Genomic DNA, 22,004 nt, shown 5'->3' with positions numbered 1-22,004 from the left:
TTTGTTTTATTTATCTATCTTTGTAGACTCAAAAACGGTTTTTCATAAAAAGTATAAATATGCTTACCATTAAACAAATTACAGAAAACACAGAGGCGGTACTCCGCGGACTGGAAAAGAAGCATTTCAAAAATGCAAAAGAAACAATCGATCAAGTGATCGCTCTAAACGACAAGAGACGTAGCACACAAAACCTATTAGATAAAAACCTGGCAGAGGTTAACTCGCTTTCGCGCACTATCGGACAATTAATGAAAGAAGGCAAGAAAGAAGAAGCTGAATCTGCACGCGCCCGCGTCGCCGAACTGAAAGAAGGCAACAAGGAACTGGACGCCGTTATGACACAGGCTGCTACTGAGATGCAGAATGTACTTTATACAATCCCTAATGTTCCTTATGACGAAGTGCCCGAAGGTATAGGCGCCGATGACAACGTCGTAGAAAAAATGGGGGGTATGGAAACCGAACTTCCCAAAGACGCACTCCCCCACTGGGAACTGGCTAAGAAATATGACTTAATCGACTTTGACCTGGGAGTTAAAATCACAGGTGCGGGCTTCCCCGTATATAAAGGTAAAGGCGCGCAACTTCAACGTGCACTTATCAATTTCTTCCTGGACGAAGCACGCAAATCAGGATATACTGAAATCATGCCACCGACAGTTGTCAACGCCGCTTCCGGTTATGGTACAGGACAGCTTCCCGACAAAGAAGGACAGATGTATCATTGCGAAGTAGATGACTTATATCTGATTCCGACAGCAGAAGTTCCCGTTACAAACATCTATCGTGATGTAATCCTGGAAGATAAACAATTGCCGATTATGAACTGTGCATATACGCAATGTTTCCGTCGCGAAGCCGGTTCTTATGGTAAGGATGTACGTGGTCTGAATCGTCTGCACGAATTTTCTAAAGTAGAATTAGTCCGTATCGACAAGCCGGAACATTCCAAGCAGTCTCACCAGGAAATGCTAAATCATGTAGAAGGTCTGTTGCAGAAACTGGAACTTCCGTATCGTATCCTTCGTCTTTGTGGCGGCGATATGAGTTTTACCGCTGCGCTCTGCTTTGACTTCGAAGTATATTCCGAAGCACAGAAACGTTGGCTGGAAGTAAGCTCCGTATCTAATTTTGATACTTATCAGGCGAACCGTCTGAAATGTCGTTATCGCAATGCAGACAAGAAAACCGAACTTTGCCACACATTGAACGGTTCGGCACTGGCATTGCCACGTATCGTTGCCGCTTTACTCGAAAACAACCAAACTCCGGAAGGCATCAGAATTCCGAAAGCATTGGTTCCGTACTGCGGTTTCGACATCATAGACTAAAAAAAAGAAATTTTCACTCTTGTAAGAATCAGGAAGTTCCTCTTCTTACAGGAGTTTTTTACATAACCTTTTAACACATTTACCCCCATGACAAAAAACACAAAGAGTTTCGTACTGCCTTTGACATTCATCGGCATTATGTTCTTCGCGATTGGTTTCGCATTAGGTATTAATTCGTTGTTAGTTCCCGTATTACAAAAATCACTGGGAATATCGAATACCGCTTCTTATCTTATTATTGCCGCAACCTTTATCCCATTTTTGGTATTCGGCTATCCTGCCGGACTTACTATCAAGGCGATTGGTTACAAACGCACCATGTCACTGTCTTTCTTTATTTTTGCTGTGGCATTTTACCTGTTCATCTTGTCGGCATCTCAGGAGAGTTTCCCATTATTCCTGTTGGCATCTTTCATTAGTGGAGCCGCCAATGCGTATCTGCAAGCAGCAGTCAATCCTTATATCACCATCTTAGGACCATTGGACAGTGCTGCAAAACGTATCAGTATAATGGGTATCTGTAACAAACTGGCGTGGCCTATTCCTGCCATCTTCATCGTATGGCTGTTAGGCAAAGATGTCAGCTTGATTGGTATCGAAGACTTGAACAAGCCGTTTATCATCATCATTTGTGCTTTTGTTGCTTTGGGCATCATGGCTTTCTTCGCGCCGCTACCCGAAGTGAAAGCTGCAGGAGAAGATGAAAGTGACGAAAAAACCGACGCTAGCTCCTATGCTGCCAGGAAAACGTCCGTATTTCAGTTTCCACATTTGCTGTTAGGCTGTCTGGCTTTATTCCTTTATGTAGGCGTTGAAACAGTTTCATTAGGAACGTTGGTCGATTACGCTAAAGAACTCGGACTCGAAGGTGCTGCCAATTATGCATGGATTGCTCCTATCGGCATTGTTATCGGTTACATCTGCGGTATTATCTTTATCCCGAAATATCTTAGTCAGGCAACAGCCTTGAAGATTTGCTCCATTTTGGCTATTATCGGTTCATTGCTGGTAGTACTCACTCCGAGCCATATTTCTATCTATTTCATTTCGTTTATGGCTTTGGGATGCTCATTGATGTGGCCGGCTTTATGGCCGCTAGCAATGGCAGACCTTGGCAAATTTACCAAGGCAGGTTCATCATTATTAATTATGGCTATGTTTGGTGGCGCTGTTGTTCCCACCCTTTATGGTTGGCTGAAAGACGTAGCCACTCCGCAACAGGCTTACTGGCTGTGTCTCCCCTGTTTCCTGTTTATCCTATATTACGGAGTAGCCGGATACAAAATCAGAACGAAATAAACAGGGATAATCACTCATATATGGAGAGCCACTCATCAAAAGAGTGGCTTTTCTTTTTGTTTTTCGTAAATAAGCCGTATCTTTGCCGAAATTTATAACATTCTGCTAGCAGTTACGTAATAAAACCAACAAATTAATTAGATAATGAACAAAATCATTAGCAAAGAACGCTTTTCTGAGAAAGTATTCAAATTTGAAATTGAAGCTCCTCTAATTGCTAAATCCCGTAAGGCCGGACACTTCGTCATTGTACGTGTAGGCGAAAAGGGAGAACGTATGCCTTTGACTATCGCTGGTTCCGATTTGAAGAAGGGCACTATTACTTTGGTTATACAGGAAGTCGGGCTTTCTTCTACCCGCCTTTGTGAACTGAATGAGGGTGACTATATTACCGACGTAGTAGGTCCGCTCGGACAAGCTACACACATTGAGAAATTCGGAACAGTAGTCTGCGCTGGTGGTGGTGTAGGTGTAGCTCCGATGCTCCCCATCGTACAGGCCTTGAAGGCTGCCGGCAACCGTGTGATTACCGTACTGGCAGGACGTAACAAAGACCTTATCATCCTGGAGAAAGAAATGCGCGAAAGCTCTGACGAAGTTATCATTATGACAGACGACGGTTCATACGGCCGCAAAGGTTTGGTGACGGAAGGTGTGGAAGAAGTTATCAAACGTGAGAAGGTTGATAAATGCTTCGCTATCGGTCCCGCCATCATGATGAAATTCGTCTGTTTGCTGACTAAAAAATATGAGATTCCGACTGATGTTTCGTTAAATACCATCATGGTGGACGGAACGGGTATGTGTGGCGCCTGCCGCATCACCGTAGGCGGAAAGACTAGATTCGTTTGTGTAGACGGTCCTGAATTTGACGGTCACCAGGTAGATTTCGACGAAATGCTGAAACGCATGGGTGCGTTCAAGAAAATCGAGCGCGAAGAAATGAATAAGTTACAGCCCGAATGTGAAGCTACCAAGGAAATCGACGAAAAGAGTCGCAACGCTGCCTGGAGACAGGAATTGCGTAAATCAATGAAAGCGAAAGAACGTACGGCTATTCCCCGTGTCGAGATGAACGAACTTGACGCGGAATACCGTTCACATAGCCGCAAAGAGGAAGTAAACCAAGGCTTGACAGCAGAGCAAGCGGTTACAGAAGCTAAACGCTGCTTGGATTGTGCCAATCCGGGATGCATGGAAGGCTGTCCGGTAGGTATAGACATTCCCCGTTTCATCAAGAACATTGAACGTGGAGAATTTCTCGAAGCTGCCAAGACACTGAAAGAGACAAGTGCACTTCCGGCTGTTTGCGGCCGTGTTTGTCCGCAGGAAAAACAGTGTGAATCCAAATGTATTCATCTGAAGATGAAAGAGCAACCGGTAGCTATCGGTTACCTCGAACGCTTTGCAGCCGATTACGAACGCGAAAGTGGACAGATTTCCGTTCCTGTTATCGCAGATAAGAATGGCATCAAAATAGCTGTTATCGGTTCGGGACCTGCCGGATTGGCATTTGCCGGTGATATGGCAAAGTTTGGATATGATGTAACCGTATTCGAAGCGCTGCACGAAATTGGCGGTGTATTGAAATATGGTATCCCTGAATTCCGTTTGCCTAATAAGATTGTAGATGTAGAGATTGACAACCTCGCCAAGATGGGAGTCAACTTCGTCAAAGACTGCATCGTAGGAAAGACTATCAGCGTAGAAGACCTGAAAGAAGAAGGTTTCAAAGGTATATTCGTGGCTTCCGGCGCCGGTCTGCCCAACTTTATGAATATCCCCGGAGAAAACTCTATCAATATCATGTCTTCCAATGAATATCTCACCCGCGTCAACTTGATGGATGCTGCCAGCGAAGACTCTGATACTCCGGTAGCTTTCGGTAAGAACGTAGCTGTGATTGGCGGTGGTAACACTGCTATGGACTCCGTTCGTACGGCTAAACGCCTGGGAGCTGAACGTGCCATGATTATCTACCGCCGTTCGGAAGAAGAAATGCCCGCACGTATCGAAGAAGTGAAACATGCCAAGGAAGAGGGAATCGAATTCCTGACATTGCATAATCCTATCGAATATATCGCTGACGAACAAGGTTGCGTTAAACAGGTCATTCTGCAAAAGATGGAATTAGGCGAACCGGATGCTTCCGGACGTCGTAGTCCCGTGGCCATTCCCGGTGCGACGGAAACGATTGATATTGATTTGGCAATCGTAAGCGTCGGGGTATCTCCCAACCCGATTGTTCCAAGCTCCATCAAGGGATTGGAAGTAGGACGCAGAGGAACGATTACTGTCAATGACAACATGGAGTCTTCTATTCCTATGATTTACGCGGGTGGCGATATCGTTCGCGGTGGAGCTACTGTCATTCTCGCTATGGGAGACGGCCGCAAGGCTGCTGCTGCCATGAATGAGCAATTACAAGCGAAGTAAAGCGATACACGGGCTGATTTTCAGTCCAAAGACAAATAAGAAAATCCCCGTCTACATCGAGTAAACGGGGATTTTCTTATTATTAAAACATCAGAGATACTTTCTTACTTTACTACTTTGTTCGTCGCAGGATCGGGAAAAATAACAGCCGGCTTAAACGACTTGGCTTCCTCAAAATCCATCAATGCGTAGGACATGATAATGACAATATCATCCGGTTGCACCTTACGGGCAGCAGCACCGTTCAGGCAAATCTTGCCCGAACCGCGTTCACCTTTGATAATGTAGGTTTCAAAGCGTTCGCCATTGTTATTATCAGCGATATACACTTTTTCTCCCGGAATCATGTTCGCAGCATCCAGCAGGTCTTCATCAATCGTGATGCTACCCATGTAGTTCAGATTCGCTTCTGTGACGCGTGCGCAATGAATTTTCGACTTCAACACTTCAATCATCATAAGGTTTCGTCTTTTTTAGTTATTCTTTATATTTAATGTTATCAATCAGCCGGACTTCTCCGCAGAATACGGTGATGCATCCTACTACATAAGAAGTATCTTCCCAGCTATTTATCTTCTGCAATGTATTTCCGTCTACGATTTCAAAATACTCCAAGCGCAAACCCGGAGCGGCTTCAATCGCATCTTCCACCATCTTTTGCGTTTCGCCCACTGTGTGAGTGGCTGCAAAGTTACGACTTTTAAATAATGTCCGTGAAATATTTAAAGCATTTTCACGTTCTTGTGCAGATAAACGCTTATTCCGGCTGCTCAATGCCAGTCCGTCCTCTTCGCGTACAATCGGACAGCCTACGATTTCCAACTTATATCCCAGTTGGCGAACCATCTCACGAATAATCGCCAACTGCTGGAAATCCTTCTCGCCGAAATATGCCTTATCCGGCTGCACAGCATCAAACAACTTGCTGACAATCTGGCAAACACCGTTGAAATGTCCCGGACGAAACGCACCTTCCATCACCGTATCCAATGGAGCATAGCTGAATTGGCGGGTATCCGGTTCGGGATACATTTCACTTACGGAAGGAGCAAATACAAATGCAGCCCCACATTCTTCCAATAAGCTGCAATCAGCATCCAACGTACGCGGATATTTCTCTAAGTCGTTCTTATCGTTAAACTGTGTGGGATTTACAAAAACACTCACTACAGTTACACCATTCTCACTTACGCTGCGCTTTACCAGAGATGCATGTCCCGTATGCAAAGCACCCATTGTAGGAACCAGTCCCACCGTTTTACCTTGGGCTCTCAGGGCAGTCAATTCCGCCTGTAAGTCCTTGATAGTGTGCACTATTTTCATTTTCGTCAATTGGTTTATGTTTTACTCGTTTGCAAAAACTCTGCAAAATAAACTAATATTTGCCACATAAAGAAAGAATATCTTATTTAATGTGTCTTTTTTTTCGTATCTTTGCAGAATATTATAGTGAACTATCGTTATTATGACAAAGGCGAATAAAGTTTTATTTATTACTCAAGAGATTACACCTTACGTTTCAGAATCCGAAATGGCCAATATAGGTAGAAACCTTCCACAGGCGATACAAGAAAAAGGCCGTGAAATCAGAACATTTATGCCCAAATGGGGAAATATCAACGAGCGCAGAAACCAGCTGCATGAAGTGATTCGCCTCTCCGGTATGAACCTGATTATCGACGATACTGACCACCCACTGATTATAAAAGTTGCTTCCATCCAATCCGCACGCATGCAGGTATATTTCATCGACAACGATGACTATTTCCAAAACCGTATGCAGACAGCGGACGAAAATGGCGTGGAATACGACGATAATGACAGCCGTGCCATTTTCTATGCACGTGGTGTACTGGAAACTGTGAAAAAGCTTCGCTGGTGTCCGGATGTTATCCATTGTCATGGTTGGATGACGGCTTTGGCTCCTCTTTATATTAAGAAGGCCTACAAGGATGAACCTTCTTTCCGCGATGCCAAGGTAGTTTTCTCTGTTTATGAAGACGACTTCAAGAATACGCTTAGCGACGACTTTGCAACAAAGTTGATGCTGAAAGGTCTTTCAAAGAAAGACTTAGGCGATTTGAAAGAACCGGTAGATTACGCTACTCTTTGCAAACTTGCTGTTGATTATTCCGACGGAATAATTCAGAACAGTGAAAAAGTAGATGAATCCATCATCGAATACGCCCGTCAATCAGGCAAATTGGTGCTTGACTACCAAGAACCGGAAAACTATGCAGACGCCTGCAATGAGTTCTACGATAAGGTATGGGAAGCCACTTCCAACAACAACGAAGAAGAAGAATAAAAAAATCAAGATACGACGATCATGAAAGCAAAATACGCCTTAATCGCTCTACTGGCAATCACTTTTTTCGGTTGTGATGATAACACAGCAGGATTGGGACTGGGAATGTTTCCGGGAAGCGACCAGAATATTAATGGAAAGCTGACAACATATGATGTTACAACGGAATCTGTCCCTGCAGGTCAGATTTATGCAAAGAGTAACATCGGTTATGTAGGAAAGTTTACTGATGACCTGTTTGGTACTTATCAGGCCGGATTTCTGTCAGAATTAAATTGTACAAAGGGAATGACATTCCCGGGGGTATATAACGGTACAGCTTTCGACAGTGATAACAAGCTTACTCAAACAATGGTCGGCGAAGACGGAGATGATAAAGATAAGGAAGATATTACCTTTGTGGAAGATAATGGCAAAATCATTGGTAATATCCATACAATCGAACTTTATTTGTGGTATAGCAGCTATTTCGGAGATTCATTAACAGCTTCCCGTCTAAGTGTTTATGAATTGGGGGGGAATGGAAAAGAAACACTAAACAAAGATAATGCATATTATACGAATATTGATCCCAATGACTTTTATGATCCACAAAATATTTTAGGTACTAAAGCCTATACAGCAGTTGACCTATCTGTTAAAGATTCTATTCGTAAACTTAGTACATACGTACCTAGCGTACATGTTAGTTTTGAAAAAGATGCTGCCATAAGAATAGGAAAAGAAATCATTAAAAAAGCCTACAAATCAGGAACCAATTTCGATAGAGATAAACTTAAAGAAGCATTTAAAGGAATCTATGTAAAGGGTGATTATGGTGATGGTACGATACTTTATATAGATGACGTACAAATGAATGTAGTATATAAATGCTATGCTGTTGATAGTATTACAGGTCTTAAGCTAAAAAAGAAGGTACTAGAAGAAAACGAGACAACGCCTAGAGACTCCACATATTATGGATATCGTATGTTTAATTCTACCCGTGAAGTTATTCAAGCAAATGGTTTGGATAATGACCAGGCTGCTATGGAGGATTGTATAAACAACCCTGATTTGACTTATATAAAAAGCCCTGCAGGTATCTTTACTCAAGTAACTATTCCTGTTAGCGAAATAGCAGAAAAGCTACAAGGAGACACGTTGAATGCTGTAAAACTGGGAATTCCTATTTATAACGAAACGAATGAAAAGAAATTTGGAATGTCCAAACCTAGAAGTGTTTTATTGATACGCAAAAAGTATAAAGATACTTTCTTTGAAAAGAATCAACTTAGTGATGGTACAATTTCATCGCTCTTTGACTATTCAAATAATACACTTAGCTTTACCCAGTATACATTCAATAATATCACTCAAATGATAAATAATTGTTTGGCGGATAGGGAAGCAGCGAAGAATTTATTGCCAATGACATTTAAAGTTACTGATCCGGTGACTAATGTTGAAGAAACCAAAACAGCAACAACTATCGAAGAGTGGGAAGAATACAGTGAATGGAATAAGTTTGTACTTATCCCGGTACTTGTTACCAAAGATTCTTCTTCAAGTAATAATTATTACGGCACCTCTACTTCTAATGTAATAAGTATACAACATGACTTAAAACCTGGTTATGTACGCTTGAAAGGAGGTACTAAAAAGATTGACGGCAAGCCTGATCCCAATAATGTATTAAAGCTTGAAGTTGTTTCCACAAACTTTGGAACAAAATCGAAATAAGAAACAATAGAGACACATCTATAAAACATCAGCGCGGATTACTTGAATGTAATTCGCGCTATTATTTTATAGAAATACTCGAAAGACGACAATACAATAAAAAAGCCGTAAACTTGATTTTATCAAACTCACGGCTTTTTTATATCAAGAAGTAATTATCTTATTCTTCTTTCTTTGCTGTAGTTTTCTTAGCTTTTGCAGCCGGCTTCTTTGGTTCAGCAGCAGCCTTTTTAGCAGTAGCTTTCTTGGCAGCAGGTTTAGCTGAAGCAACTTTTGCAACTGGTTCTTTAGCTACAGATTCCTTAGCAGCAACCGCAGTTGTCTTCTTTGCTGCACTCTTTTTCGCGGCAGCTTCCTTTGCAACCTTTGCTTGCAATTTCTCAACTTCTTTCTGCAATTCGGTTATTTCATCACCCTGATTCTTAATCGTAGTCAACAAAGAATTAAGTTCTTCGCTATCCACATCCGAAGGATATAATGAATCCACCCGTTTGATGAAGTCAGCAAGAATATTCATATAGTTAGTGAAAGCATCATAAGGAGAATCATAAATACCACGGTTCAGCCAAATACCGGTATTCTTCGTAGTCATAAAACGGAAGTTGTTGCTAGCCTGCAAATAATCCCAGTCCTGCTTGATACGACGGTCGTCACTCAAGTGAACACGTTCTGCCACACTATACAACTTATTGAAAGCTTCACGCTGCATAACATTACCCAGCCAGCAGCTAGTATCTCTTTCCTCATCTACCCATGACATCGGATAAGCGACATCAAGTTGAGATACGGATTTCAGCTTCGTTACGATTTCGGTCGGCGTAGAGAAAGTAATACCTTTCGTTTTCGCACATTCCGGCAGAGCTTTCAGGAATTCGAGAATATTGGAAGACAAAGGTTGAGCCATACCAAGCGCACTCAATTCCATAAAGATATTGATAACTTGTTCTTCCTGTGGAAGTGCATCAATCCAATTGATATATTTATCCGCAAACAAAGGATATTCCGCCCAATCCGAATTAGAGAAACGCAAACCTATATCATCCGATAGCTTGAAGTCTCTCAATAAAAGTTTAAGGCTCGGAGCCTGATTACAATGATATACATAGTGCGGGCTCTTCCAACCCAATACATGTTTAGCACCTTCTGTCAACATTCCCTTGAAGCCCAAAGAAGCTACCAAACCTCCGATTTCATCTGAATAAATCAAGCTGGAGTTGCGGAACACTTTTGGTTCTTTGCCAAACATCTGCTTCATCTTATCACGCTGACGAATCACTTCTTCACGGAAGCAATCCTCGTTAGCAAGTGAAGACAGACCATGCGAATAAGGCTCGCAAAGGAATTCACAACAGCCGGTATCATTCAGTTGATGCAATAAGTCAATCACTGCCGGAGCATGAATTTCCAGTTGCTCCAACGCCACGCCTGAAATAGAAAGCGCAACTTTGAAAGCACCGCCTGAGTTCTTCACCATTTCAATCAGTGTACTAAGGGCAGGAATATATGAACGCTCGGCAACTTCATTCATACTCATTTCGTTCGCATAATCATCATAATAATAATGATCATTACCAATATCGAAGAAACGATAGCGTTTCAAATGGATAATTTGATGTATTTCAAAATAAAGACAGATAGTTCTCATTTTTGTATATTGTTTCGTTATTTACCATAGTTTCTTAACACATCCTCGTAGAGAGCACGGATTCTCAAGCCGACTTTTTCCCAAGTAATTCCGTCAACCTCCTTCTTACCTTCTTCCTGAAGATATTGGAAAAGAGATGGATTGGTACAAAGTGAATAGATAGCGTCGGCCATCGCATGAATATCCCAGTAATCGGTCTTAATCACCTCATTGAGGATTTCACCACAACCCGATTGCTTTGAAATGATGGAAGGTGTTCCACATTGCATAGCTTCCAACGGAGCGATACCGAAAGGCTCGGAGACAGAAGGCATGACAAATACATCACTATTCTTATAAACCTCATATACTTGCTTACCTTTCATAAAGCCCGGGAAGTGGAAACGATCGGCAATCCCCCGCTCTGCCACCAAATTAATCATGGCATTCAACATATCGCCCGAACCTGCCATCACAAAACGGATATTACGGGTGCGTTGCAACACAAGCGCAGCAGCTTCCACAAAGTACTCCGGTCCCTTCTGCATGGTGATACGCCCGAGGAAAGTAACCACTTTCTCTTTAGAATGATCGGGACGCGGAATATCCAAAAGTTCTTGTGACAATGGATAAACGGCATTGTGCATGGCAAATACCTTTCTCGGGTCCTGATGATACTCGTTAATAACAGTACGGCGAGTCAATTCGGACACACACATAATACAATCAGCATGATCCATACCATTCTTCTCTATCGAATAAACAGTAGGATTGACTTTTCCACGAGAACGGTCGAAATCCGTAGCATGCACATGGATACACAGCGGTTTGCCACTTACCATCTTGGCATGCACACCGGCAGGATAAGTCAGCCAGTCGTGTGCATGAATAATGTCAAATTCTTGCGCACGGGCTACTACACCGGCGATAATAGAGAAATTATTGATTTCTTCGTGTAAGTTCCCGGGATAACCACCGGCAAAATCCATACATCCCAAATCATTGACATGCATATAAGAGAAATCGGCATAGATATGATCACGGAAAGAATAATATTCTTCCGGTGACATATTTGCCTGTAAACGAGACTTCAGATAGTCATAATTAATATCACGCCATACGACAGGCACTTGATTCATACCGACTATTTTCAGGAATTTCTCTTCTTCACCGCTGGGTTTAGGCATACAAAAGATCGTCTCGACATCACCCTGCAAACTCAATCCCTTAGTTATTCCATAAGAAGCAACTGCAAGACCACCATATATTTTTGGGGGGAATTCCCATCCAAACATTAAAACTTTCATCTTCGTTCCTCCTTTTTTTAATAATACTTAGACAGCAGCTTCAAAACACGCAAGATTTCTGCCGTATTCATCGCAAATGACACAGCGCCGCGTCCTCTGAAAGGCGGATTTCCGTCAAACAGTTCAGCAAGCGAACCAACGCAATGGCTTGTCATTTCATCATCATAGCTAATCAGTTGGCGTTCAACAAACGACAGCCCACTCATCTTATAAATCCGAAGATAAGCTTCCAAATAGAATCCCATCAGCCAAGGCCAGGCCGTTCCCTGATGATATGCATAGTCACGCTGTACCTGCGGGCCTACATAATTCGGATTATATCCCCCACTCTTCGGACTCAACGAACGGATTCCCTTAGGAGTCAGCAATTCTTTGGTCACGATATCGAGCACTTGTTTCTTCTGCGCCCTGTCTAATGGAGAATAATCAAATGCCACGGCAAATATCATGTTAGGACGTACACTCCAATCCATCATATTGCCATCCACATAATCAAGCAGATACCCGTATTCATTACGGAATACATCAACAAATGACTTACCTGTCACTTCCGCCTGTGTGTCGAGTTCATCTGCAAAATATGCATCGCCGCCTTCGCGCACCAAATCGGCCACAAAACGCAGTGCATTATACCACAAAGCATTAAATTCAACAATATATCCTGTACGCGGAATCACCGGATGTCCGTTCACAGTAGAATTCATCCATGTTATTGCTTTTTCCGTACCATTTGCATACAGCAGTCCGTTTTCATGCAGGAAAAGATTATCATGTTTCCGCTGACGGATAAATTCCATGATATCTTTCAGGAGTTCTCCATATTTCTGACGGCATTGTTCGCGGGAAGTCTCCTTTGTATACTGTTGCAAAGCCCAGACAGCCCAAAGCAATACATCAGGATGCTCCATTTCATAAATCTTGTATCCGACAGGCTCTTCATTAATGAAGTTACGAATCGCCTTTTCCGCCGTTTTCATCACATCTTCAAACTGGTCGACTTCATCGAGAGCGAGTGTCAGTCCCGGCAAGGCAATGAACATGTCACGGGCGCGGCACTTAAACCACGGATAACCGGCAAGAATATAATGTTCGTCTTCCTGTTGGTTATGGAATTGATGAGCAGAGTTTTTCAGACAGTGGTAGAAGCTATCACGCGGCGTACGGTCGGCCACTTCCGCTTCAAAAGTCTGCTTCAGTCGACGGGGAGTGATTTCCGAAGTTCCGGCAGAGAATACAATGCTCTCTCCTTTCTTTATATCTACCTCGAAATAGCCGGGAACATAAAGGTCTTCGTTAAAGTCATACCCGCGTTCCTGTTCTTTCGGGTATTCAATGCCACGATACCAGTCGGGCTGGAAGTGGAACTCACATTTTTTGTTCAACTGCATGTAAAGTTCCGGATAACCGGGATACATGCAAGTCTTGATACCATTTTCCACGGGTTGATACTCGCGGCTTGCCTGTGCGTTTTCGTGTGTGTACTCTCGTACACTCCTGAAAGCGAGGAACGGGCGGAAGCGCAGAGTCGTCGCCGAGTGCGCATCAAGTAAAGTATAACGAATCAGGATTCTGTTTTCATGATGTACAAAGATTTTTTCTTTGCGGAGAATCACACCTCCAACACGGTAAGTTGTCGCCGGGATATGTTCACAGTCAAACTCGCGGATATACTTGTGTCCGTTGGGACTAAAGTTGTTTCCTTGATATTTATGCAATCCCAAGTTAAACTCTGCACCGTGTTGAATTACCGTTTCATCAAGAGAAGATAGCAGCACATGGTTTTCATCGTCGATATTGGGAACTGGAATCACCAACAGGCCGTGATATTTGCGTGTGTTACAATCAACAATCGTTGTACAATGATAAGCTCCTGCCTTGTTCGTCCGGAGAATTTCTCTCTGAAGAGATTCTTCCAGATTCGTCATGAGGGTCTTGTCAAATCGTAAATAACTCATAGTTGTGCATTATTTAAAGGTTAATTATTGGTCATCATATTGTATATATATTATTGCTACATTGCATATATATTGGCTGTAGCAGCATATACAACGGGTATAACGCCCAAATGTACAAATTATAGATAAAAACAAAAATAAAAAGGCTTTTTATTTTCAGTTTTTGTGCAAATATTCGTAGTATTGCGTAAAATATCTAAAGAAAAGAATGTCATGAAGCAAGATATTCAGCGTATCATGGTGGCTGCAGCAAAGCCTTTGTTCCTAATTTTTATCTTATATATACTCAAGTTCCTGGAAGTCGGGATGGACTGGGACTTCTCTCACGCGGGGGTATACCCTATGGAGAAGCGAGGCTTAATCGGTATTTTTACTCATCCGTTGATACACAGCGGGTTCAGTCATTTACTGGCAAATACACTCCCTTTATTCTTTCTTTCCTGGTGTCTTTTTTACTTTTACCGGGGAATAGCTGGTAAGATTTTTATTCTCATCTGGCTTGGCGGCGGCGTGCTCACTTTCCTTATCGGAAAACCGGGATGGCACATCGGCGCCAGCGGACTTATCTACGGACTTGCTTTCTTTCTCTTTTTCAGTGGTATTCTCCGTAAGTATGTCCCGCTTATTGCCATTTCCCTACTTGTCACCTTTTTATATGGTGGGATTATATGGCATATGTTTCCCTACTTCTCGCCCGCGAATATGTCATGGGAAGGGCATCTAAGCGGCGGCATCATGGGTACGCTCTGCGCTTTTGCTTTCATTAATCACGGACCGCAACGGCCAGAACCTTTTGCAGATGAACAGGATGAAGAAGTAGAAGAAGAGAATACCGAAGAAAAGGAAGAAGGGGAAGAAGAAAACAAAGATATAGAGCAAAAAGGCGAAATGATATAATACCTATCCTATACGCTACATATTGCCTGTCCATGCCACCTTATTGGCACGACTGTGCCATCGAAGTGGCACGCTTATGCCAAAGTGGTGGCACAACTGTGCCATCGAGGTGGCACAACATCTAAAAAAGGAGGTGGATTATCAAGACCTATGCAATGCCTCGATCAACAATGTAATATTTGCTGTAAACAGCCTCACGGAAATAGCCAGCAGGATAATACCGAAGAACTTACGAATAATATAAATACCGCCTTTTCCGAGGAAACGTTCTACCCGTCCGGTCATACTCACCACGAAGTATACCCAAATCATATTCAGCACCAAGGCTACGATAATATTGACACTGGCATATTCTGCCCGAAGGGAAAGTAGCGTTGTGAAGGCTCCGGCACCCGCAAGCAGAGGAAAGACAAGCGGCACCAAAGTAGCTTCTTTGATAGGACCCTGGTTCTTGAAAATCTCAATATCCAGAATCATCTCCAGAGACATGAGAAAAATGACAAACGCCCCCGCCACTGCAAACGATTCAATATCTACATGGAAGAGTTTCAGCATCATGTCTCCCGCATAGAAAAATCCTATCAATAAGGCAAAGGAGATGACAGTAGCTTTCATTGCATTCACATCTTTACCTTTTTCCTTCAAGTTAATAATAATAGGTATAGAGCCGATAATATCTATTACCGCGAAAAGTACGATAAACGCACTAATCATCTGTTGCCAATTAAAGCCTGCGAACATAATTTCCTCCTTTTTTTCTGCAAATATACTCTATTTTTATGCATTCAAACAATAAAAAAAACAAAAAGAAGGGGTATATGTTGACGGCAGTGTTGTATTATGAGTAAATTTGTACGATTAACAAGAGATTACGACGTATGGAAACAATGTTCGACACTTTGCTCCAATTGCCTTTATTCCAAGGTCTTTGTCATGAAGATTTCACCAGTATACTGGATAAGGTAAAGCTACACTTTATCAAGCATAAAGCGGGAGAAACTATCATTGAGAGTGGTAGTCCTTGTACACAGCTCCGTTTTCTGCTAAAAGGCGAGGTTTCAATTGTCACCAATTCTAAAGAAAACATTTACACTGTCATTGAACAAATGGAAGCGCCCTACCTGATAGAACCGCAGTCGTTATTTGGAATGAATACTAATTATAATTCTTCTTATATAGCGCACACGGAAGCACATACAGTAAGTATCAGTAAAGTGTTTGTACTCAGCGACCTGTTCAAATACGAGATTTTCCGGCTCAACTACATGAATATTGTCAGCAACCGGGCACAAAATCTTTATTCACGCTTATGGGAAGAGCCTACAGAGGATTTAAAGGATAAAATCATTCGCTTTTTCCTGCTACATTGCGAGAAGCCACAGGGAGAAAAGATATTCAAAGTGAAGATGGACGACCTTGCCCGTTATTTGGATGACACGCGGTTGAATACTTCCAAAGCGCTTAATGAATTGCAAGATAACGGATTGCTCGAATTACGCCGGAAAGAGATTCTTATTCCGGATGCACAAAAGTTAGTAAGCGAATAATCTTGGATAAAATATAGACAGATACACAGTTATATCATAAAAAAGCCTCAACGGGAAATCCCATTGAGGCTTTTTTATGATGGATATTTGTCACTCCCATTCTATCGTAGCAGGTGGTTTAGAACTAATATCATAGGTTACGCGGTTCACGCCTTTCACCTTATTAATAATATCATTCGAAACTTTACCTAAAAATTCATATGGCAAATGCGCCCAGTCGGCAGTCATGGCATCCGTAGATGTTACAGCACGCAAGGCAACTGCTCTTTCATAAGTACGTTCATCACCCATTACGCCAACAGACTGTACCGGCAACAAAATAACTCCTGCCTGCCAAACCTTATCATACAATCCCCAGTCACGCAATCCTTGGATGAAAATATCGTCAGCATCTTGTACGATACGTACTTTCTCCGGAGTAATATCCCCCAAAATACGTACAGCCAAACCTGGCCCAGGGAATGGATGGCGGGTTATCAGATGTTCAGGCATACCTAATTCGCGACCTACACGGCGAACTTCATCCTTGAACAACAAACGAAGTGGCTCACACAACTTCAGATTCATCTTTTCGGGAAGACCACCTACATTATGATGGCTCTTAATCACCGTACCTGTGATAGACAAAGACTCGATACAGTCAGGATAGATTGTACCTTGAGCCAGCCATTTCACATCTTTTATCTTGTGAGCTTCTACATCAAATACATCAATAAAGCCCTTACCAATAATCTTACGTTTACTTTCCGGTTCAACCACGCCAGCCAATTCCGAGAAGAATTTCTCACTGGCATCTACACCAATCACGTTCAAGCCGAGACATTCGTAATCAACCATCACATTCTTGAACTCATTCTTACGCAGCATACCATGATCTACAAAGATACAAGTCAGGTTCTTACCAATAGCTTTGTTCAGCAATACCGCAGCAACCGAAGAGTCAACTCCACCGCTCAAACCGAGTACTACCTTATCATCGCCCAACTGCTCTTTCAATTCAGCCACTGTACTTTCAATGAAAGAAGCCGGCGACCAGTCCTGCTTGCAACCGCAAACATCTACTACAAAGTTCTTCAAAATTTGTGTTCCATCTTCACTATGGAATACCTCCGGATGGAACTGTACACCCCATACCTGCTCTCCTTCCACCTGATAAGCAGCAATCTCCACTTTATCCGTCGAAGCGATTTTCTTAAAATTATCAGGAATAGCTGTAATCGTATCACCATGACTCATCCATACCTGCGAACCCTCACGAACTCCTTTGAGCAGCACATTATCTTTGCAAAAAGAAGCCAGATGCGCACGTCCATATTCGCGTGTACCTGCCGGCTCTACTTTTCCGCCATTGGTGTACGATAGAAACTGCGCACCATAACAGATACCTAATATAGGATATTTGCCACGAATTTCACTCAAATCTACTTTAAAAGCGTCTTTGTCATAGACTGAAAAAGGACTTCCGGAAAGAATAACCCCCTTAACGGAGGCGTCTTCCTTAGGGAACTTGTTGTAAGGAACTATTTCACAATACGTATCCAATTCGCGGACACGACGGCCTATAAGCTGGGTCGTCTGCGAACCGAAATCAAGAATAATTATTTTCTCCTGCATCTTAATGGTTGGATTTTAAATAAATTGGTTTGCAAAAGTAGAAAAAAGTGCGCAATCTATATTAATAATGAAGAGAAAAATAAGGAGATTCACAAGATAACACCTGGAATCTCCTTATTTTATTAGGTTCAAATCTTCTTTTCTTTCAGCAAATCGCGAATCTCCGTCAGCAATATTTCCTCTTTCGTCGGTACAGGAGGAGCGGGCGGTGCCGCTGCGGCTTCTTCTTTTTTCTTTGTTGTCAGCTTAGTCAGCAAACGTATAAATAAGAATATAGCGAAAGCAATAATAAGGAAATCAAAAGTAGCCTGCAAGAATTGACCGTAATCCAACGACACCGCAGGTGCAATCTCTTTACCGTCAGCTCCGATTTCAGCCACTTTCATTACCCATTTCAAATCTGTAAAGTTCACTCCGCCAACCAGTAAGCCGATCGGGGGCATGATAACATTGGCAACCAATGATGATACGATTTTTCCAAACGCACCACCGATAACAACACCGACAGCCATGTCTATGACGTTGCCTTTCATAGCAAACGCCTTAAAGTCCTGTAAAAATGTGCTCTTTCCCATCTTTTTTCAATATTTAATGTGAATTTAATATGCGAATATAAAAACATTTTTGTAATTTTGCACCGCATTTGAAAATAAAACAAATGCGGAGACCGAGAGATATTTGAACAAATATTATAAAACCCTTAAAAGTTTAAACAAAATGATTAAAGTAGGTATTAATGGATTCGGACGTATCGGACGTTTCGTTTTCCGCGCTGCAATGAAGAGAAACGATATTCAAATCGTAGGTATCAATGACCTTTGCCCGGTTGATTACTTGGCTTACATGTTGAAGTATGACACTATGCACGGTCAATTCGACGGTACTATCGAAGCAGATGTTGAAAACAGCAAATTGATCGTTAACGGTCAGGCTATCCGCATCACTGCAGAAAGAAACCCGGCTGACTTGAAATGGGATGCTGTAGGTGCTGAATACGTTGTTGAATCTACAGGTTTGTTCTTGAGCAAAGACAAAGCTCAGGCTCATATCGAAGCTGGTGCAAAATATGTTGTAATGTCAGCTCCTTCTAAAGATGACACTCCGATGTTCGTTTGCGGTGTAAACGAAAAAACATACGTGAAAGGTACTCAGTTCGTATCTAACGCTTCTTGTACTACTAACTGTTTGGCTCCTATCGCTAAAGTATTGAACGACAAGTTCGGTATCCTTGACGGTTTGATGACTACAGTTCACTCTACAACTGCTACTCAGAAAACAGTTGACGGTCCTTCTATGAAAGACTGGAGAGGTGGTCGTGCTGCTTCTGGCAACATCATCCCTTCTTCTACTGGTGCTGCTAAGGCTGTAGGTAAAGTTATCCCTGCATTGAACGGCAAATTGACTGGTATGTCTATGCGTGTTCCGACTTTGGACGTATCTGTAGTTGACTTGACAGTTAACTTGGCTAAACCGGCTACTTACGCTGAAATCTGCGCTGCTATGAAAGAAGCTGCTGATGGCGAATTGAAGGGTATCCTGGGTTACACTGAAGATGCAGTAGTTTCTTCTGACTTCTTGGGTGACGCTCGTACTTCTATCTTCGATGCTAAAGCTGGTATCGCTTTGACTGATACATTCGTTAAGGTTGTATCTTGGTATGACAACGAAATCGGTTATTCTAACAAAGTTCTTGACTTGATCGCTCACATGGCATCAGTTAACGCTTAATTAGAAGATTAACATAATTGAAACCGCTGCGGGTAACCGTGGCGGTTTTTTTGTATTCATTTTATATATTGTTAAAAAGCAAGCTGTTATCCGTTGAATCAGCTACAATTTTAGTAGTTTTGTACCTCTATGGAGAGATTATTAATAACATTGATACTAGTTTGCACCATGAACAATATAATAAATGCCCAGAATCCTTTCTTCGGGCAATATCAGACACCGCACGAAACCGTGCCCTTTGACCGGATAAAAACCGAACACTATGAACCTGCCATCCTTGAAGGGATCAAGCAGCAGAATGCAGAAATAGATGCTATCATACAGAATCCGGAAAAAGCAACTTTCAACAATACAATAGAAGCTTTCGAAAATTCGGGAGATTTATTGGATAGAGTGGCAGCCGTTTTCGGGAATATGCTCAGTGCAGAAACAAATGATGACCTGCAGGAACTGGCTCAAAAGATTATGCCATTACTTAGCGAGCACAGTAACAACATCACGCTGAACGAAAAGCTTTTCGCACGCGTGAAAGAGGTGTACAGCCAGAAAGAGAACTTATCACTTACACAGGAGCAAAGCCAGCTACTGGAAAATGCCTATAACAGTTTCGTTCGCCACGGTGCCAATCTGGAAGGTGAAGCACGGGAAGAATACCGCCGGTTGACTAACGAATTGAGTAAACTGACACTTGACTTCAGCGAGAACAACCTGAAAGAAACCAATCGTTATCAGATGTTGCTGACGAAGAAGGAAAGTCTTGCCGGATTGCCGGATATTATCGTAGAAGCAGCAGCCGAAACGGCTAAAAGCGAAGGTAAGGAAGGATGGGTATTCAGCCTTCATGCACCGAGCTATGTTCCATTTATGACATACGCCGACAACCGCGACTTACGTCAGAGATTGTATATGGCTTATAATACGAAATGTACGCACGATAATGAGTTCAACAACATCGAAATCGTGAAGAAGATAGCCAATACACGCATGAAGATAGCTCAACTGCTGGGATATAAAGATTATGCGGAATATATGCTTGTGAAAAGGATGGCCGAAAACAGTGAATCTGTATACAAGCTGCTCAACCAGCTATTGGAAGCATATGCACCTACTGCCCAGGAAGAATACAAGGAAGTGCAGGAACTTGCTCGTCAAGAGCAGGGAGACGACTTTGTCGTAATGCCTTGGGACTGGAGCTATTATTCAAACAAGCTGAAAGATAAGAAATTCAATATCAACGAAGAAATGCTTCGCCCCTACTTCGAACTCGAACAGGTAAAGAAAGGGGTATTCGGACTGGCAGAAAAGTTATATGGAATCACATTCCGGAAGAATACGGAGATTCCCGTTTACCACAAGGAAGTGGAAGCATTCGAAGTGTTCGACAAAGACGGAAAGTTCCTGGCTGTCTTATATACAGACTTCCATCCACGTCTCGGCAAACGTTCGGGCGCTTGGATGACAAGTTACAAAGAGCAATGGATAGATCAACAAACGGGTGAGAACAGCCGTCCGCATGTATCTGTCGTGATGAACTTCACCAAGCCGACCGAGAACAAGCCTGCTCTATTGACATTCAATGAAGTAGAAACATTCTTGCATGAGTTCGGACACAGTCTGCATGGCATGTTTGCCAACTCTACTTACAAGAGTTTAAGCGGTACAAATGTATATTGGGACTTTGTAGAACTTCCTTCACAGATTATGGAAAATTTCGCCATAGAGAAGGACTTTCTGAATACTTTCGCCCGTCATTATCAGACTGGGGAAATATTGCCGGACGAATTAATAAAACGCCTGGTAGACGCTTCGAACTTCAATATTGCCTATGCTTGTCTGAGACAGTTAAGTTTTGGACTGCTTGATATGGCGTGGTACACTCGCAATGTTCCTTTCGAGGGAGATGTGAAAGCCTATGAACAAGAAGCATGGAAAAAGACACAGATACTGCCGGTAGTACAAGAAGCTTGTATGAGTACTCAATTCTCGCATATCTTTGCAGGTGGATATGCCGCAGGATATTACAGCTACAAATGGGCGGAAGTACTGGATGCTGATGCTTTCTCACTATTTAAGCAAAAAGGAATATTCAACCAGGAAGTTGCTGACTCCTTCCGCAAGAATATCCTGTCGAAAGGGGGAACAGAGCATCCGATGACGCTTTATAAACGCTTCCGCGGACAGGAACCGACTATTGACGCCTTATTAATCAGAAACGGAATTAAGAAATAAGTAT

At 42.4% G+C, this 22,004-nt stretch carries 17 protein-coding genes; 9 read left to right on the top strand and 8 right to left on the bottom strand.

What is annotated here, in order from left to right; all coding sequences use genetic code 11:
- Positions 1–59 precede the first annotated feature (59 nt).
- The 3 genes from serS (at position 60) to HC965_RS18920 (ending at position 5,069) form a co-directional block, all read left to right on the top strand.
- On the top strand, positions 60–1,334 hold the full coding sequence (gene serS, locus HC965_RS18930) for a serine--tRNA ligase (protein WP_191032911.1): 1,275 nt from the start codon (positions 60–62) through the stop codon (positions 1,332–1,334).
- 87 nt (positions 1,335–1,421) lie between these two features.
- Complete coding sequence (gene gluP / locus HC965_RS18925; RefSeq protein ID WP_191032910.1) at positions 1,422–2,633, top strand: glucose/galactose MFS transporter; 1,212 nt, start codon at positions 1,422–1,424, stop codon at positions 2,631–2,633.
- 144 nt (positions 2,634–2,777) lie between these two features.
- Positions 2,778–5,069, top strand: a complete 2,292-nt coding sequence (locus HC965_RS18920; RefSeq protein WP_191032909.1) for a bifunctional dihydroorotate dehydrogenase B NAD binding subunit/NADPH-dependent glutamate synthase — start codon at positions 2,778–2,780, stop codon at positions 5,067–5,069.
- A gap of 104 nt (positions 5,070–5,173) precedes the next feature.
- Here the strand turns inward: HC965_RS18920 and panD are convergent, their stop codons facing one another.
- Both panD and panC read right to left on the bottom strand, forming a co-directional pair.
- Complete coding sequence (gene panD, locus HC965_RS18915; RefSeq protein WP_004301789.1) at positions 5,174–5,527, bottom strand: aspartate 1-decarboxylase; 354 nt, start codon at positions 5,525–5,527, stop codon at positions 5,174–5,176.
- Between the two features lie 19 nt (positions 5,528–5,546).
- The gene (gene panC / locus HC965_RS18910; protein WP_191032908.1) at positions 5,547–6,392 is read right to left on the bottom strand and encodes a pantoate--beta-alanine ligase; all 846 of its coding nucleotides are present in this window, start codon (positions 6,390–6,392) and stop codon (positions 5,547–5,549) included.
- Between the two features lie 142 nt (positions 6,393–6,534).
- Between panC and HC965_RS18905 the strand changes: the two genes are divergently transcribed.
- Positions 6,535–7,377: a glycogen/starch synthase gene (locus HC965_RS18905; protein WP_191032907.1), complete on the top strand. Its 843-nt coding sequence runs from the start codon at positions 6,535–6,537 to the stop codon at positions 7,375–7,377.
- Between the two features lie 21 nt (positions 7,378–7,398).
- Entirely contained in the window at positions 7,399–9,099 is a 1,701-nt protein-coding gene (locus HC965_RS18900) for a DUF4270 domain-containing protein (RefSeq protein WP_191032906.1), read from the top strand.
- Positions 9,100–9,259: 160 nt separating this feature from the next.
- On the opposite strand, the gene HC965_RS18895 is transcribed toward HC965_RS18900, so the two are convergent.
- The 3 genes from HC965_RS18895 to HC965_RS18885 are packed head-to-tail and all read right to left on the bottom strand — an operon-like array spanning position 9,260 to position 13,985.
- Complete coding sequence (locus HC965_RS18895) at positions 9,260–10,744, bottom strand: glycoside hydrolase family 57 protein (RefSeq protein WP_191032905.1); 1,485 nt, start codon at positions 10,742–10,744, stop codon at positions 9,260–9,262.
- Between the two features lie 17 nt (positions 10,745–10,761).
- Entirely contained in the window at positions 10,762–12,030 is a 1,269-nt protein-coding gene (locus HC965_RS18890; protein ID WP_191032904.1) for a glycosyltransferase family 4 protein, read from the bottom strand.
- A gap of 17 nt (positions 12,031–12,047) precedes the next feature.
- A complete protein-coding gene (locus tag HC965_RS18885) occupies positions 12,048–13,985 on the bottom strand; it encodes a glycogen debranching enzyme N-terminal domain-containing protein (protein WP_191032903.1) in 1,938 nt (645 codons plus the stop codon).
- A gap of 213 nt (positions 13,986–14,198) precedes the next feature.
- Between HC965_RS18885 and HC965_RS18880 the strand changes: the two genes are divergently transcribed.
- A complete protein-coding gene (locus tag HC965_RS18880; RefSeq protein ID WP_191032902.1) occupies positions 14,199–14,882 on the top strand; it encodes a rhomboid family intramembrane serine protease in 684 nt (227 codons plus the stop codon).
- A 141-nt stretch (positions 14,883–15,023) separates the two neighbouring features.
- On the opposite strand, the gene HC965_RS18875 is transcribed toward HC965_RS18880, so the two are convergent.
- Positions 15,024–15,623 (bottom strand): MarC family protein, encoded by a 600-nt coding sequence (locus HC965_RS18875; RefSeq protein WP_191032901.1) that lies wholly within the window; start codon positions 15,621–15,623, stop codon positions 15,024–15,026.
- A 137-nt stretch (positions 15,624–15,760) separates the two neighbouring features.
- Here HC965_RS18875 and HC965_RS18870 point away from each other — a divergent pair, with 137 nt between their 5' ends.
- Positions 15,761–16,429 (top strand): Crp/Fnr family transcriptional regulator, encoded by a 669-nt coding sequence (locus HC965_RS18870; protein WP_191032900.1) that lies wholly within the window; start codon positions 15,761–15,763, stop codon positions 16,427–16,429.
- 90 nt (positions 16,430–16,519) lie between these two features.
- Here the strand turns inward: HC965_RS18870 and guaA are convergent, their stop codons facing one another.
- Together guaA and mscL are read right to left on the bottom strand one after the other, a co-directional pair.
- Entirely contained in the window at positions 16,520–18,043 is a 1,524-nt protein-coding gene (gene guaA / locus HC965_RS18865; protein ID WP_191032899.1) for a glutamine-hydrolyzing GMP synthase, read from the bottom strand.
- A 128-nt stretch (positions 18,044–18,171) separates the two neighbouring features.
- Positions 18,172–18,618, bottom strand: coding sequence for a large-conductance mechanosensitive channel protein MscL (mscL, locus tag HC965_RS18860; protein WP_191032898.1), 447 nt, complete (start codon positions 18,616–18,618; stop codon positions 18,172–18,174).
- A gap of 142 nt (positions 18,619–18,760) precedes the next feature.
- Between mscL and gap the strand changes: the two genes are divergently transcribed.
- Positions 18,761–19,771 (top strand): type I glyceraldehyde-3-phosphate dehydrogenase, encoded by a 1,011-nt coding sequence (gap, locus tag HC965_RS18855; protein ID WP_191032897.1) that lies wholly within the window; start codon positions 18,761–18,763, stop codon positions 19,769–19,771.
- Between the two features lie 168 nt (positions 19,772–19,939).
- Positions 19,940–22,000 (top strand): M3 family metallopeptidase, encoded by a 2,061-nt coding sequence (locus tag HC965_RS18850; RefSeq protein ID WP_191032896.1) that lies wholly within the window; start codon positions 19,940–19,942, stop codon positions 21,998–22,000.
- The last annotated feature ends 4 nt before the right edge of the window (positions 22,001–22,004 follow it).

Source organism: Bacteroides sp. GM023, from assembly GCF_014750685.1.
In the GTDB taxonomy this organism is placed as follows: Bacteria; Bacteroidota; Bacteroidia; order Bacteroidales; family Bacteroidaceae; genus Bacteroides.
This window is presented reverse-complemented; position numbering and strand designations above follow the sequence as displayed.

Coding starts and splice junctions, on each gene's coding strand:
- HC965_RS18870 (WP_191032900.1), top strand. CDS start 15,761: ATGGAAACAATGTTCGACACTTTGCTCCAATTGCCTTTATTCCAAGGT.
- HC965_RS18880 (WP_191032902.1), top strand. CDS start 14,199: ATGAAGCAAGATATTCAGCGTATCATGGTGGCTGCAGCAAAGCCTTTG.
- panD (WP_004301789.1), bottom strand. CDS start 5,527: ATGATGATTGAAGTGTTGAAGTCGAAAATTCATTGCGCACGCGTCACA.
- HC965_RS18900 (WP_191032906.1), top strand. CDS start 7,399: ATGAAAGCAAAATACGCCTTAATCGCTCTACTGGCAATCACTTTTTTC.
- guaA (WP_191032899.1), bottom strand. CDS start 18,043: ATGCAGGAGAAAATAATTATTCTTGATTTCGGTTCGCAGACGACCCAG.
- serS (WP_191032911.1), top strand. CDS start 60: ATGCTTACCATTAAACAAATTACAGAAAACACAGAGGCGGTACTCCGC.
- gluP (WP_191032910.1), top strand. CDS start 1,422: ATGACAAAAAACACAAAGAGTTTCGTACTGCCTTTGACATTCATCGGC.
- HC965_RS18850 (WP_191032896.1), top strand. CDS start 19,940: ATGAACAATATAATAAATGCCCAGAATCCTTTCTTCGGGCAATATCAG.
- HC965_RS18920 (WP_191032909.1), top strand. CDS start 2,778: ATGAACAAAATCATTAGCAAAGAACGCTTTTCTGAGAAAGTATTCAAA.
- mscL (WP_191032898.1), bottom strand. CDS start 18,618: ATGGGAAAGAGCACATTTTTACAGGACTTTAAGGCGTTTGCTATGAAA.
- HC965_RS18875 (WP_191032901.1), bottom strand. CDS start 15,623: ATGTTCGCAGGCTTTAATTGGCAACAGATGATTAGTGCGTTTATCGTA.
- gap (WP_191032897.1), top strand. CDS start 18,761: ATGATTAAAGTAGGTATTAATGGATTCGGACGTATCGGACGTTTCGTT.
- HC965_RS18885 (WP_191032903.1), bottom strand. CDS start 13,985: ATGAGTTATTTACGATTTGACAAGACCCTCATGACGAATCTGGAAGAA.
- panC (WP_191032908.1), bottom strand. CDS start 6,392: ATGAAAATAGTGCACACTATCAAGGACTTACAGGCGGAATTGACTGCC.
- HC965_RS18895 (WP_191032905.1), bottom strand. CDS start 10,744: ATGAGAACTATCTGTCTTTATTTTGAAATACATCAAATTATCCATTTG.
- HC965_RS18890 (WP_191032904.1), bottom strand. CDS start 12,030: ATGAAAGTTTTAATGTTTGGATGGGAATTCCCCCCAAAAATATATGGT.
- HC965_RS18905 (WP_191032907.1), top strand. CDS start 6,535: ATGACAAAGGCGAATAAAGTTTTATTTATTACTCAAGAGATTACACCT.